Source organism: Streptomyces sp. NPDC058086, from assembly GCF_042885015.1.
Lineage (GTDB): Bacteria > Actinomycetota > Actinomycetes > Streptomycetales > Streptomycetaceae > Streptomyces.
In genome coordinates this window covers 14596-28222 of sequence record NZ_JBHVST010000063.1, presented here as the reverse complement: position 1 = coordinate 28222, position 13627 = coordinate 14596, and the positions used below count along the sequence as shown (strand labels likewise).

Below are 13627 nucleotides of genomic sequence, written 5' to 3'. Positions count from 1 at the left end.
CGCGGTTGGTGGGTGCGGGCCGTGGGGGGCTCCACCCGTGGGTGGAGGGGTGAGGTGGGTGTGGATCCACCCACGATCCACCCCGGCTCCGATCTGCTGAGCTGCCGATTTCCGTAGCGTCGAAGGCGTCGACAGCGCTCGCTGTCGGCACCCGCTCTTCCTCGCCCACGGAGGTCGTGATGTCCGGGCTCGTCAATGCCTTGGTGATCCTCGCCGTTGTTGTGCTGGTCGTCGCGCGCCAGTTCCGTACGCGCAGGATCAGCACGGACAGGCGGTGGTGGATCGTGCCCGCGGTCCTGGCCGTGATCGCTCTGCGGGAGCCGGGCCTGATCGACATCCACCATCGGACCGAGGCGATTCTGCTGCTGGGGGCAGAGCTGTTCATCGGGCTGGCCACCGGAGCCGCGTGGGGGTGGACGACACGGATATGGGCGGAGCCGGACGGCTCGGTGTGGAGCAAGAGCACCAAGGCCAGCGCGGCCGTCTGGGGTGTGGGCATAGCCCTGCGGCTGGGACTGTTCGGCATCGGCACCTTGTCGGGCGTCCATCAGGACAGCTCCGCCCTGCTGCTCGCCCTCGCGGCCACTCTGCTGGTCCGCTCCGGGATCCTGGCCTGGCGCTCTCAGTCTCTGCACCCGACCGTCGCGCAGGCGACGGCGTACGGTGACGACGTGCCCCAGGGCTCGTGGAAGGAGCGCGTGTGACGGAGAACGCTTTGAAGCGCTGGCCCTCCCGCGAGGCGCTGTCCCGAGCCGGAGTGGCCAAGCCCAGGCGCGCGCTCGCCTGGGCCGCGCGCCTCTTCGCCCTCGGCCTGCTCCTGTGGACGACCTTCACGAGCGGTCATTTGGGCGCCTGGAAGATCGCGGCGGGCGTTTTGGGGGTCCTCGTCTGCGGGCTGGCGGCGTGGGCCTTCTGGCGGACCACGCTCGAACACCGTCTGCTGCCGTCTCTGGCGCTGCTCGCCCTGCTGCTCGTGATCGCGACGGTGGGAGTGAGCACGGGCTTCCGAGTGCCGGCCATCGTCCTGTGGTGCGGGTGCGCCATCAGCGCCATAGAGAGGCTGCCTCTCGCGGCGGCACTGCCTGCCACCTCCTTGGCACTGAGCGCGTTCGCGGCGGTCAACAACGACGTCTGGCTGACCACGGCGGCCACCGCCGGGGGTCTCGCCCTGGCCGGATACGTGCTGCGCCTCGACGCGGAGGCCCGCGGCAGTGCCCAGCGGTTGCTCGCTCAGGAGCGGGCGGCTCGTGTGGCCGAGGCGGAGTCCGCGGCGCTCGCGGAGCGGGCCAGGATCGCGCGGGAGATCCATGACGTCCTGGCGCACAGTCTCTCGGCGCAGATGGTGCATCTGGAGGCGGCCCGGCTGCTGATCGAGCGGGGCGCCGACCGGGAGCAGATCCTCGAGCGGGTGGTGGCGGCACGTGGGATGGCCCGTGAGGGGCTTGCCGAGACCCGGCAGGCGCTCTCCGCCCTTCGGGGGGAGATGTCCCCGGTGGAGGACTTCCTGAGCGAACTGGTCGCCACGGCGGACGGTGCCGACATCACCGTCGCGGGTGAACGGCAGCCGCTGCCCGCCGAGGCCTCGCAGGCGGTGCGCAGGGTGGCGCAGGAAGCCCTGACGAACGTCCGTAAGCATGCGCCGGGCGCCAAGGTGCACATGCGGCTCGAGTACGGCGAGCACGAAGTGACCCTGGGCGTACGGGACTCGGGAGGACCGCCGGGCGAACTCAGCGGTGCGGGGGCCGGGTACGGTCTGCTGGGCATGCGGGAGCGTGCCGAGCTGCTGGGTGGCTCGTTGGAGGCCGGGCCGGACGAGGAGGGGTTCGTGGTGACGCTGAGGGTGCCCGTATGACGGAGGAGGAGACCAGGAAGCCGGCTCGGGTCGTGGTGGCGGACGACCAGACCGTGGTGCGCGAAGGCATCGTGATGCTGCTGGGCCTGCTGCCGGGGATCGAGGTCGTGGGTGCGGCCGGGGACGGCCACGAGGCCGTGGCACTTGTGGCCGAACTCGCCCCGGACGTTGTGCTGATGGACCTGCGCATGCCGCGCTGCGACGGCGTCGAGGCGACCCGGCGCATTCGCGCCGAGCATCCGGGGACGCAGGTCGTCGTGCTCACCACGTACGCGGACGACGAGTCGCTGTTCCCCGCGCTCAGAGCGGGAGCCCGTGGCTATCTCACCAAGGACGCGGGCGGCGACGAGATCGTGCGCGCGGTGGAGAGCGTGCTGTCGGGGGACGCGGGACTCTCGCCGAGCATTCAGCGGCGATTGTTGGAGCGGCTGTCGGAACCGGCGCCCGCGGCCGATGTGCCCGTGGAGCCGCCCGATGGGCTCACCACGCGGGAGACCGAGGTGCTGCTGCTGATCGCCGACGGCCTCACCAATCAGGACATCGCCCGCAGGCTGCACGTCTCCACGGCCACTGTGAAGACCCACATCAACAACCTCTTCGCCAAGACGGGCCTCAAGGATCGTGCTCAGGCTGTGCGATATGCCTTTGGGAAGGGTCTCGTACGGCCACCGACGGGATGAGTCACCTGATGGGGTGAAGAGCGCGGAGAGAAGAGTCCGGGATCTTCCCGATCTGTCCATCCTTGGGCACGCGGCCGAAAAAGGGTCGCGGACAAGGAGAGTTCGGTGGAGAAGCACGACGGTCGCGATACCGGGGAGGTCCGGTTCGATGACCCCTGGTACGACGCGCTCGCCTCCGGCTGGGGTGAGTTGGACGGCACGGGAGCGCCCGCTCCCGCCGTGCCGTCCGCGCGCCTGGAGCACGAAGGTCGCACGGGCGGGACGGCCGACGTCTATCTGGAGGTGCAGCGCAGTGCGGCCTTCCAGGAGGTGCGCAGGCGATACCGGAGGTTCGTGGTGCCGGGCGTCGCCGTGTTCTTCACCTGGTACGTGGGCTATGTGGTGACGGCGACGACGGCGCCCGGGTTCATGGCCCGGCCCGTCGCCGGCGCGGTGAACGTGGCGATGGTGGCGGGGCTCGGGCAGTTCCTCAGCACGTTTCTGTTCACGTGGGCGTACGCGCGGCATGCGCGGCTGCGCAGGGACCGGGCCGCGCTCGATCTGCGCTGGGACACCCAGGAGCTGACCCGGAGCGTCAGAGGTGGTGAGCGGTGACCGGCAACCATCAGACGCTGGCGCTGCTGCTGTTCAGCGCGTTCGTGGCGGTGACGCTGGGGATCACGACGTGGGTGAGTCGCAACCGGCACGGGTCGGCCGAGGAGTTCTATGCCGGCGGCCGGTTGTTCTCGCCGATGGAGAATGGTTTTGCCATTTCGGGTGACTACATGTCGGCGGCGTCGTTCCTGGGGGTCACGGGGCTGATCTCGCTCTACGGCTACGACGGGCTGCTGTACGTCGTCGGGTTTCTCGTCGCCTGGCTGGTCGTTCTGTTCCTGGTCGCCGAACTGGTGCGCAACTGCGGGCGGTTCACTCTCGCCGACGTCGTCGCGGCCCGGATGAACGAGCGGCCGGTGCGGATCGCGGCGGGAACCTCTTCGGTGACCGTGTCCGTTCTGTATCTGGTGGCGCAGATGGTGGGGGCGGGCAGCCTGGTCGCGCTACTGCTGGGAGGCTCGAGCGAGGCGGCGCGGAACTGGACGGTGATCGGCGTCGGCGCGCTCATGGTGATCTATGTGTCGCTGGGAGGGATGCGGGCCACCACGTGGATCCAGATCGTCAAGGCGGTCCTGTTGCTGTGCGGTTCCATCGCCCTGACCGTGCTCGTCCTGGTGCGGTTCCACGGGGACGTGAATGAGTTGCTGCGTTCGGCGGCGGAGCGCAGCGGGCATGGTGACGCGTTTCTCGCACCCGGGTTGAAGTACGGCGGGGACTGGACGGCGCGCTTCGACTTCATCAGCCTGGGGCTCGCGCTGGTGCTCGGTACAGCTGGGCTGCCGCACATCCTGGCGCGTTTCTACACCGTGCCCACGGCACGGGCCGCGCGGCGCTCGGTGGTCTGGTCGATCGGGCTCATAGGGGGTTTCTACCTGATGATGATCGTGCTGGGCTTCGGCGCGGCGGCGATCGTCGGCCCGGAGGCGGTGCGGGGAGCGAACGCGGCAGGCAACACGGCGGTTCCGCTGCTCGCGCTTGATCTGGGCGGCGGTGCGAACTCTGCGGGAGGAACGGTTCTCTTTGCTGTCGTCGCGGCCATTGCCTTCGCAACGATCCTCGCGGTCGTCGCCGGGATCACCCTGGCGTCTTCGGCGTCTGTGGCCCACGACCTCTATGCCTCGGTGCGCCGCCGGCATGCGAAGCCCCGCAGCGAGGTCACCGTGGCGCGTACGGCGGCGGTGGGCATCGGGATGGTCGCGATCGCGCTCGGGCTGCTGGCCCGCGACCTGAACGTGGCCTTCCTGGTGGGCCTCGCCTTCGCGGTCGCCGCCTCCGCGAACCTGCCGGTGCTGTTGTACTCGCTGTTCTGGCGGAGTTTCACGACCCGCGGTGCCGTGTGGGCCGTATACGGCGGATTGGTGCCCGCGCTGCTGCTCGTCCTGCTGTCGCCGGTGGTGTCGGGGAGTCCCGATTCGCTGTTCCCGAGCGTGGACTTCCAGTACTTCCCGTTGCAGAACCCCGGCCTGGTGTCGATTCCGCTCGGCTTCCTGTCGGGCTGGCTGGGCACGGTCACGTCCGCGGAGCCGCCGGACGAGGCCAAGCACGCGGAGACCGAGGTGCGGTCGCTGACAGGTGCTGGGGCAGTCTGAGGCGGCCTCAGGTGAGTGCCCGGGGGCGCCTCCAGCCAGCGGGGGCGCCACCAGCGACGTACGGCCCAGCGACGTACGGCCCAACGGCGTACGTCGTGCGCCGGGGTGATCCAAACGGCAAGCCCTAGGGCGCCACCCAGGCGTACCGGTGTTCCGGGCGGCCCGTGTCGCCGTACTTGAGCGAGAGGCGCAGCCGTCCGGCCTGTTCGAGGTGGCGCAGATAGCGCTGGGCGGTGGAGCGGCTGAGCCCGGTCTCGGCCGCGACCTCGTGGGCCGACAGCGGCTGGTTCGCACGGTGGAGGACACCGCAGATCAGGTCCGTGGTGGGTTCCGAGTGACCGCTGGGCAGCCCCGGCGACGACGGGACGGGCGTGGTGCGCAGGGCGCTGAAGATCCGGTCGACCTGCTCCTGACCCGCCACGCCGCGCCCGCCGACCCGGTCGACGGTGCGCCGCAGGGCCGCGTACGAGTCGAGGCGGGTGCGCAGCGCGGCGAAGGTGAACGGTTTGACCAGATAGTGCAGGGCGCCCAGGCGCATCGCGGCCTGCACGGTCGTCACATCGCTGGCCGCGGTGATCATGATGACGTCGGTGCCGTGGCCGCGTTCGCGCATGCGGTGCACCAGTTCGAGGCCCGTCTGGTCGGGCAGATAGTGGTCGAGCAGTACCAGGTCGACGGGCGCGCGCTCCACGGCGGCCAGGGCCTGGGCAGCGCTGTGCGCGCGGGCGGCCACCCGGAATCCGGGAACCTTCCCCACGTACTTCGCGTTGATCTCAGCGACGCGGAAGTCGTCGTCCACGACCAGGACGTCAATCATCGGGCCTCTTTCTCTCAAGGCCTGGCGAGCGTTAAGCCCGTGTTTCGGCTCCGCTGTTGTAGCGCGAGCAAAACGAGCACAACAGACTCTTGCAAGCATAAGAAGGCCTTGCGCCCAGAAGACTGATGCTGTGGCCCGCGCCACATCTACGGTCCCGGGCCATGAGCGCAGACACCAGCCCCGCCATTGAGCTGCGGGGCGCGAGCAAGATCTTCAAGACCCCGTCAGGGGGTCTGCACACGGCGGTCAGAGAGCTCGATCTGACGATCGGCCGTGGCGAATTCGTGGCTGTCGTCGGCCCCACCGGCTGCGGGAAGTCCACCACCCTGACCCTGGTGAGCGGTCTGGAGGAGCCCACCGAGGGCGAGGTCCTGGTGGCCGGTGAGCCGGTCGCGGGCGTCGGTGACAAGGTCGGCTTCGTCTTCCAGCAGGACGCCACCTTCCCCTGGCGCACGGTCCTGTCCAACGTCATGGCCGGCCCGCGTTTTCGCGGTGTTCCCAAGACGGAGGCCAAGCAACGGGCCCGCGAATGGCTGGCCAGGGTCGGACTGTCGGCCTTCGAGGACCGCTACCCGCACCAGCTCTCCGGCGGTCAGCGCAAGCGCGTCGCCCTCGCCGCGACCTTCGTCAACGACCCCGAGATCCTGCTGATGGACGAGCCGTTCTCGGCGCTCGACGTGCAGACCAGGGCCCTGATGTCGGACGAGCTGCTGGAGCTGTGGGAGGGCACGGGAGCCTCGGTCGTCTTCGTCACCCACGACCTGGAGGAGTCCATCGCGCTCGCCGACAAGGTCGTCGTGATGACCGCGGGCCCCGCCACCGTGAAGCAGGTCTTCGACATCGATCTGCCGAGGCCGCGCAAGGTCGAATCGGTGCGCTTGGAGCCGCGGTTCATCGAGATCTACCGCGAGATCTGGGAGTCCCTCGGTGAAGAGGTCCGCATCACCCGAGAGAGGGGCGCCGCGAATGTCGCCTGACGTCATGCCCGAGACCGTCGTCGCGGTGACCGCCACCGAGCCCGCCAAGCCGGGACGCGCCCACTCCCGTGCCCGTGCCGCCCGCAGACGCAGGATCATCGTCGCCGCCGTCCGCGCGGTGCTCCTGGTCGCCGTGCTCGGCCTGTGGGAGGTGTTCGCACGCGCCAAGATCATCGATCCGTTCAACTTCTCCATGCCGTCGAAGATCTGGGACCAGGTCTACACCTGGGTGGCCCACGGGACGGCGCTCGGCTCACTCGGCGAGCAGATCTGGTACACGCTCCACGAGGCACTCCTCGGCTGGGTCATCGGAGTCGTGGCCGGTGTGGTCTTCGGTATCGCGCTGGGACGCATCGCCTTCCTCGCCGATGTCCTTGGTCCATACATCAAGGTGCTCAACTCCATACCCAGGATCGTCCTCGCGCCGATCTTCGTGATCTGGTTCGGGCTCGGACCGGCCTCCAAGGTCGCCTCGGCCGTGGTCCTGGTCTTCTTCCCGGTCTTCTTCAACGCGTTCCAGGGCGCCCGTGAGGTCGACCGCAACCTCGTCGCCAACGCCCGGATCCTGGGGGCGAGCGACCGCCGGGTGACGCTTCAGGTCGTCATCCCCTCCGCCACCTCGTGGATCTTCACCAGCCTCCATGTCAGCTTCGGCTTCGCCCTCATCGGTGCGATCGTCGGCGAGTACATCGGCGCCACCAAGGGCATCGGTCTGCTCGTCGCCCAGTCCCAGGGCACCTTCAACGCGGCCGGTGTGTACGCCGCGATGGTCATCCTCGCCGTCGTCGCCCTGCTGGCCGAAGGGCTTCTCACCTTCGCCGAGCGCCGCATCTTCCGCTGGAAGCCGTCGGACTCCGAGAGCTGATCGGCGGACAACACCCGCCCAGGGAGCCGGATTTCCTCGCAGAGCTCTCCAAGGTGCCCGATTTCCTTTCGGCGCTCTCCAGGGTGCCCCTTTTCCGCTCAACGCTCCCCAAGGCACCCCCTTTCCCGCATTGCATTCTCACAAGGACGTGACCCATCATGCGCAAGACCGCCAGATACTCCGCGCTGGCAGCCGCCGGTCTGCTCGCCCTCTCCTCGCTCACCGCCTGCGCCAACGACGCGGCCTCCACCACCGCCGACTCCGGCAGCAACGGGGGCGGCGGCAAGGGGGAGCATGTCAAGATCATGGTCGGTGGCCTGGACAAGGTCATCTACATGCCGGCGATGCTCACGCAGCGGCTCGGCTACTTCAACGACGAGGGTTTGGATGTCGAACTCCTGAGTGAGCCGGCCGGTGTGCAGGCGGAGACCGCACTCGTGTCCGGGCAGGTCCAGGGAGCCGTCGGCTTCTACGACCACACCCTCGACCTGCAGACCAAGGGCAAGGCCGTGGAGTCCGTCGTGCAGTTCTCGCACGCACCCGGTGAGGTGGAGATCGTCTCCAACAAGCGCGCGGACGACATCACCTCGCCCAAGGACTTCAAGGGCAAGAAGCTCGGCGTCACCGGGCTCGGTTCCTCCACCGACTTCCTCACCAAGTACCTCGCGGTCAAGAACGGTGTGAAGGTCAGCGAGTTCGCGCCCGTCGCCGTGGGTGCGGGTCCGACCTTCGTCTCGGCACTCCAGAAGGGGGCCATCGACGGGGGCATGACGACGGACCCGACCGTCGCCACGGTCCTGCAGAAGGGCCTCGGCAAGGTGCTCATCGACATGCGTACGCCGAGCGGATCGCAGGAGGCGCTCGGCGGTCCGTATCCCTCGTCCAGCCTCTACATGCAGACGGACTGGGTGAACGGCCACAAGGAGACGGTCCAGAAGCTGGCCAACGCCTTCGTGAAGACCCTCAAGTGGATGTCCACGCACAGCGCCTCCGAGATCGCCGCCAAGATGCCCGCCGACTACTCCCAGGGCAACAAGACGCTCTACGCGACCGCCATCCAGAGCACCCTGCCGATGTTCACCAAGGACGGCGTGATGCCCGTGGACGGCCCCGAGACCGTCGAGAAGGTGCTCAAGGCGTTCAACCCCAACATCAAGAACACCAAGGTGGACCTGAGCAAGACGTACACCACGGAGTTCGTGAAGAAGGCCGTCACCGGCTGAGGAAGAAGGCCACCAAGGCCACCACTGGCGGAGAAGCGAAGGCCGCCACTGGCTCAGAGCGGGGCGCGGCCCCTTCCCCCGCCCCGTGGCCGCGTCTTCAGGATCTTCCCCTCTTCGGTCGTGCCCTCAGGCGCGGGTCGCCCAGACGTAGCGATGCTCCGGGCGGCCCGCGTCGCCGTATTTGAGGGTCAGCCTGGCCCGTCCCGTGCGCTCCAGGAGCTTCAGATAGCGCTGGGCGGTCTGCCGGCTCAGTCCGGTCTCCTCGGCGATCTCCTGGGCCGACAGCGGCCCCTCGGCGGTCACCAGGGCCCGCCGGACGAGCTCCGCGGTCGGGGGAGAGTGCCCCTTGGGCAGGTCCGGCGCCGCACTCGCCGACAGGGCGCCGAAAATCCGGTCCACCTGGGCCTGCTCGGCCTCGCCGCCGCCGTCGAGCGTGCGGCGCAGATTCGCGTACGCCTCCAGCTTGGCGCGCAGGCCCGCGAAGGCGAACGGCTTGACCAGGTACTGAAGGGCGCCCTGCCGCATGGCCGCCTGGACGGTCGAGATGTCCCGGGCCGCGGTCACCATGATGACGTCGGTCTGGTGGCCGCGCCGCCGCATCTCCTGGACGACCGCGAGGCCCGTCTCGTCGGGCAGGTAGTGGTCCATCAGGACCAGGTCCAGGTGGGGCAGCGTCTCCATCCGGTGTAGTGCCTCGGCGGCGCTGTGCGCCTCACCGGCGACACGGAAACCGGGCACCTTGCCGACGTACGCGGCGTTGACCCGCGCGACCCGCGTGTCGTCGTCCACGACCAGGACCTCGATCATCGCGACTCCTCCTCGGCGGTCGTGCTGCCCATGCTGTCCTGGGAGAACGCGTCCGGCTGTCGTACGAGTTCCGGTGCGGGCCCGCGGCCGGGTTCGCCCTCCGGGCCCGGCACGAGGCCTTCCGCCGGCCCGAGACCGGCCTCCGTGAGCGCTTCCGGCAGTACGACCGTGAACTCCGCGCCCCCTCCGTCGGCCTCCGCCGCCTCCGCGCTGCCTCCTTGCCGCTCGGCGAGTCGGCGCACCAGGGAGAGCCCGAGTCCGCGTTTGCCGTGCGCGGGCGGCTTCTTGGTGGACCACCCGTCCGTGAAGATCAGCTCCCGCCGCTCCGCCGGAATTCCGGGCCCGGTGTCCCGTACGCGCAGCACGGCCGTGCGTCCCTCGGCGCGCAATTCGACCTCCACGCGCGCGTGCGGGGTGCCCGCGACGGCGTCGAGTGCGTTGTCGACCAGATTGCCCACGACGGTGACCAGCCCCCGCGGGTCGACCAGCCGGTCGGGCAGCCGGGTCCCGTCCGCGACCCAGAGAGCCACCCCGCGCTCGGCCGCCACCGTGGCCTTGCCGACCAGCAGGGCGGCCAGCAACGGATCGTGGATCTTCTCGGTGACCTGTTCCGCGGTGACCCTGTGGTCGCCGACCACCTCGCCGACGAACTCCACGGCGTCGTCGTACATCTCCAGTTCGAGCAGCCCCAGCACCGTGTGCATCCGGTTGGCGTGCTCGTGGTCCTGCGCGCGCAGGGCGTCGATCAGACCGCGGGTCGAGTCGAGTTCACGGCCCAGCTGCTCCAGTTCCGTGCGGTCGCGCAGGGTGGCCACGGCGCCGCCGTCGTCGGTCGGCATGCGGTTGGCGACCAGGACGCGCTGACCGCGCACCGTCAGGAGATCCGTGCCGGTGACTCGTCCGGCCAGCACATCGGTCGTGCGGCCTGGCCCGAGCGCGTCGTCGAGCGGCTGCCCGATGGCCTTCGCGTCCAGCCCGAGCAGGCGCTGCGCCTCGTCGTTGAGGAGCCGTACGCGGCCGACACGGTCCAGGGCGATGACGCCCTCCCGAATGCCGTGCAGCATCGCCTCGCGCTCCGCGAGCAACGCCGAGATGTCGGAGAAGGCCAGGTCACGGGTCTGCCGCTGGACCCGCCGGGAGAGCAGGTACGCGGCGAACGCACCGACGGCCAGAGCCCCGCCCGCGTACGCGAGGAGTCCGGGGATCGCGTGGATCAGCCGGGCGCGCACACTGTCGTACTTGATGCCCACCGAGACCGCGCCGATGATGTGCCCGTCGGCGTCGCGCAGCGGTACCTTGCCGCGGGCCGAGCGTCCCAGCGTGCCGGTGTCGATCTCCATGACGTCCTCGCCGGCCAGGGCCTGTCTGGGACTGGTGGAGACGATCCCGCCGATCTGTGAGGTGTCCTTGTGCGACCAGCGCACCCAGTGCGTGTTCATCACCACGACGTAGTCGGCCCCGCTGGCCTTGCGGATCCGTTCCGCGGCGACCTGTACGGGGCCCTTCACGGACGGCAGGGTCGTCTGCAGGTCCCTGGCGATCTGCGGCTGGGCCGCCGTGGTCTGCGCGATCGCGAGCGCTCGGTGCATGGCCTCGTCGTCGAGCTGGGCGCTGAGCGGGGCGAGGAACAGCCCCGTCGCGAGCACGGCGACCCCGGCGGCTATCGCCACCTGCATCAGTAGCACCTGCGAGAACGCCCGCCGAGGCAGACCGAGGCGCAGTCGTCGTGCGGGGGGAGTGGGGCTCATACCCATGACGGTACGGGGGAGCGCGCGCCGGTCCGAAGGGGTGTGGCGTGGATCTCCCGAGTGGCGTGTGGGGAAGCCGTGGTCGGCGGGTACGGGCCGGCCCGCTCAGGAGTCCTGGTCAGCAGGCTACGGGGATCACGGCCCGGGGCATCTCCCGTACGGCCACCACGTCCATCCGGGCCGGGGAGCCCAGGGCCGAGCCGCAGCTCTCCGGGCGGGGCGGCAGTGACGCGCCCTGCGCGACGATGACGCGCCACAGGCGCCCGTCGGTGTGGGCGACGGTCACCTCCCAGCGCGGCGCCGCGCCGCCCGTGCGGACGACGCCGAGGGCTTCCGCGGCGTGCTCTCCGCAGGCCCTGCGCACGGCCAGCTCCGCCGCCTGCCCGGGCCGCTCCCACGCCGAGTTGCCACGGCAGCCCTCCGTGACGACGCGGCCCTCCCGCACGCCCTGGAGGATCTCCTTGACCGCATGGGCCTCGGACCGCCCATAGGCGTATCCGAACGGCAGGACGAGCAGGGTGGGCGAGAAGCGGTGACCGCCGAGGTGGGTGACCTCCCAGGCGCCCGCCACGCCCGAGGCTGCGAGTTCCGCCGCGAGGGGCCGGCCCAGGAGCGCGCAGCAGCGGTCGCGCTTGCCGTTGGTGCAGACGAGCGCGAGCGGGTCGCCCGTGTGGCGCCGACCCTGGAGAGCCGCGTCGAAGGTGTGTGGGTCTCCCTTGCCGAGCGCGGTGAAGTCCAGGTCGAGCAACCGCTCAGGAGCGCACGTCGTGGCGCTGTGCAGCCATACGTTGCCCGGGGTGGTGTGAGCCGCGTACACCTGGCGCTCGGCGGGCGTACCGCAGTCGGCGTGTCGCCCGGGGCGGCGGATGAGCGCGATCCGCACCCCGGTGCCCTCGGCTGCGGCTTCGAGCGCGCGGCCGAGCGCCGGGTCCAGGTGGCTCGACGTGAGCGCCTTGGCGCCCCAGGGGCCCGGCTGTTCGAGGAGCAGCCATGTCCTCGCGGTCGCCGCGGTCCCCGCGAGGGGCTCGTCGAGGTCCCGGGACGCGGTCGTGCACGTACTCACAGAGGTGAGCCTAACCTGACTTCGCCCAGGGCGACTTCCGACCGTGCGTATGGGGGCGCACTTTGGGCGCATTCGGAGCGCTGTGGGGCGCTCCGGGGCTCACTCGGGGAGTGGCTGCGGCGGCCGCGCTCCTACGTAGTGGCCGCTCGGGCGCATGCGCAGCGGGCGTTCCTCGTACTCCTCCAGGGTGTGGGCGATCCATCCCGCTGTTCGGGCGACGGCGAAAACCGTCTCCCCGGCGGAGGCGGACATGCCGGAGGAGACCGTCAGGACGGCCAGCGCCAGGTCGACGTTGGCGTGCAGGGGAGTGTGCCGGGCGGTGGTGGTCACGATGTCCTGGGCCGCCGCCAGGGCGGGCGCCGCGCCCGGGACCTCCTCCAGGAGGGCGAACAGGGCACGCGCGCGTGGGTCCTCGCCGGGGTAGAGCCGGTGGCCGAGCCCGGGGACGCGGCGTCCGGCGCGCAGCTCGTCGGCGACCACGGGGGCCGCGGTGCCCTGGTCGAGGACGTCGAGGAGCAGCCGGTGGGCGAGGCCGCTGGCCGCGCCGTGCAGAGGGCCTTCGAGCACGCCGAGGCCCGCCGAGACTGCGGCGTACGGGTGTGCCCGTGCCGAGGCGGCGACCCGCACCGCGAGCGTCGAGGCGGCCAGGTCGTGGTCGACGAGCAGGCCGAGTGCCGTGTCCAGCACACGAAGTGACGCCTCGTCGGGAGTCCGGCCGGTGAGGCGTCCCCACAGCCGGTGGGCCAGCGGGCCTTCGTCGCGGTGGTCGTGACGCAGGGGCGGGAGGGCGGCGACGAGGGTGGGGATGAGGGTGCGCGCGGTGCCGAGGACGGCGCTCTCCGAGAGGTCGAAGCGCAGTGGATCGGCGGCCGAGGCGGCGATCGCGGCGACCCGGAGCCGGTCCGTGGGGCCGCTGTGCTCGGGCAGCGCGTCCACGGCGCGGCGGGCGGCGGTGACGGACGGCTCCGGGGCGGTGAACGTGACGCCGGGGCGCAGCTCTCCGGTCCACAGCCACTCGGCGATCTCTTCGTAGGAGTGACGCGCGGCCAGTTCGGTCGCGTCGACGCCTCGGTAGTAGTACCGGTCCTTGCCGATGAGAGTGATGCGGGTACGGACGGACAGCTCGCCGCCGGTGCTCGAACTCCCGCTGGAATCGCGCCTGTTGCGCCGAGCGAGCGCCTCCACGTCCTTGGCGTCGAAGGTGCTGCCGCGACCTCCGGGGTCGCGTCGGCTGCTGAGCTGACCGCGGCTCACATATGCGTACACGGTCTCGGGCTTCACGCCGAGCAGCTCGGCGGCCTCCCTGGTGCTGAGCCGCCGGCCTTCGTGGCCTCCGCGGCCTCCAGGTCCTTCGTGTGTCGACCCTGCCGGTTCTTGATCCCTCATGGGCGCCACCGTATCCGTGTATCTGC

13 protein-coding genes are annotated in these 13627 nt (G+C 70.4%); 8 read left to right on the top strand and 5 right to left on the bottom strand.

Going from position 1 to position 13627, the window contains the following annotated elements; genetic code table 11:
* Positions 1-179: 179 nt before the first annotated feature.
* From ACFVWD_RS36630 to ACFVWD_RS36610, 5 genes are all read left to right on the top strand, one after another.
* On the top strand, positions 180-704 hold the full coding sequence (locus ACFVWD_RS36630) for a DUF1453 domain-containing protein (RefSeq protein WP_389602370.1): 525 nt from the start codon (positions 180-182) through the stop codon (positions 702-704).
* Positions 701-1852, top strand: a complete 1152-nt coding sequence (locus ACFVWD_RS36625) for a sensor histidine kinase (protein ID WP_389602369.1) — start codon at positions 701-703, stop codon at positions 1850-1852. Before ACFVWD_RS36630 ends, ACFVWD_RS36625 begins: the two co-directional genes overlap by 4 nt.
* The gene (locus ACFVWD_RS36620; RefSeq protein WP_389602368.1) at positions 1849-2532 is read left to right on the top strand and encodes a response regulator; all 684 of its coding nucleotides are present in this window, start codon (positions 1849-1851) and stop codon (positions 2530-2532) included. Before ACFVWD_RS36625 ends, ACFVWD_RS36620 begins: the two co-directional genes overlap by 4 nt.
* A gap of 105 nt (positions 2533-2637) precedes the next feature.
* Entirely contained in the window at positions 2638-3126 is a 489-nt protein-coding gene (locus ACFVWD_RS36615) for a DUF485 domain-containing protein (protein ID WP_389602367.1), read from the top strand.
* Complete coding sequence (locus ACFVWD_RS36610) at positions 3123-4715, top strand: cation acetate symporter (protein WP_389602366.1); 1593 nt, start codon at positions 3123-3125, stop codon at positions 4713-4715. Before ACFVWD_RS36615 ends, ACFVWD_RS36610 begins: the two co-directional genes overlap by 4 nt.
* A gap of 124 nt (positions 4716-4839) precedes the next feature.
* Here ACFVWD_RS36610 and ACFVWD_RS36605 read toward each other — a convergent pair whose 3' ends face one another.
* Complete coding sequence (locus ACFVWD_RS36605) at positions 4840-5532, bottom strand: response regulator (protein ID WP_054229901.1); 693 nt, start codon at positions 5530-5532, stop codon at positions 4840-4842.
* A gap of 161 nt (positions 5533-5693) precedes the next feature.
* Between ACFVWD_RS36605 and ACFVWD_RS36600 the strand changes: the two genes are divergently transcribed.
* The 3 genes from ACFVWD_RS36600 to ACFVWD_RS36590 all read left to right on the top strand — a co-directional run bounded on the left by ACFVWD_RS36600 (position 5694) and on the right by ACFVWD_RS36590 (position 8597).
* Complete coding sequence (locus tag ACFVWD_RS36600; RefSeq protein ID WP_054229902.1) at positions 5694-6509, top strand: ABC transporter ATP-binding protein; 816 nt, start codon at positions 5694-5696, stop codon at positions 6507-6509.
* Positions 6499-7374 carry an ABC transporter permease gene (locus ACFVWD_RS36595; protein WP_389602365.1) on the top strand — a complete coding sequence of 292 codons (876 nt, stop codon included), beginning with the start codon at positions 6499-6501 and terminating at the stop codon, positions 7372-7374. The genes ACFVWD_RS36600 and ACFVWD_RS36595 overlap by 11 nt, the downstream gene beginning before the upstream one ends.
* A gap of 158 nt (positions 7375-7532) precedes the next feature.
* Positions 7533-8597, top strand: coding sequence for an ABC transporter substrate-binding protein (locus ACFVWD_RS36590; RefSeq protein ID WP_389602364.1), 1065 nt, complete (start codon positions 7533-7535; stop codon positions 8595-8597).
* 126 nt (positions 8598-8723) lie between these two features.
* Here the strand turns inward: ACFVWD_RS36590 and ACFVWD_RS36585 are convergent, their stop codons facing one another.
* The 4 genes from ACFVWD_RS36585 to ACFVWD_RS36570 form a co-directional block, all read right to left on the bottom strand.
* Positions 8724-9404 carry a response regulator gene (locus ACFVWD_RS36585; RefSeq protein ID WP_389602363.1) on the bottom strand — a complete coding sequence of 227 codons (681 nt, stop codon included), beginning with the start codon at positions 9402-9404 and terminating at the stop codon, positions 8724-8726.
* A complete protein-coding gene (locus ACFVWD_RS36580) occupies positions 9401-11152 on the bottom strand; it encodes an ATP-binding protein (RefSeq protein WP_389602362.1) in 1752 nt (583 codons plus the stop codon). Before ACFVWD_RS36580 ends, ACFVWD_RS36585 begins: the two co-directional genes overlap by 4 nt.
* A gap of 118 nt (positions 11153-11270) precedes the next feature.
* Entirely contained in the window at positions 11271-12215 is a 945-nt protein-coding gene (locus ACFVWD_RS36575) for a sucrase ferredoxin (protein WP_389602361.1), read from the bottom strand.
* A 99-nt stretch (positions 12216-12314) separates the two neighbouring features.
* Complete coding sequence (locus ACFVWD_RS36570) at positions 12315-13601, bottom strand: citrate synthase (RefSeq protein WP_389602360.1); 1287 nt, start codon at positions 13599-13601, stop codon at positions 12315-12317.
* Positions 13602-13627: the final 26 nt, after the last annotated feature.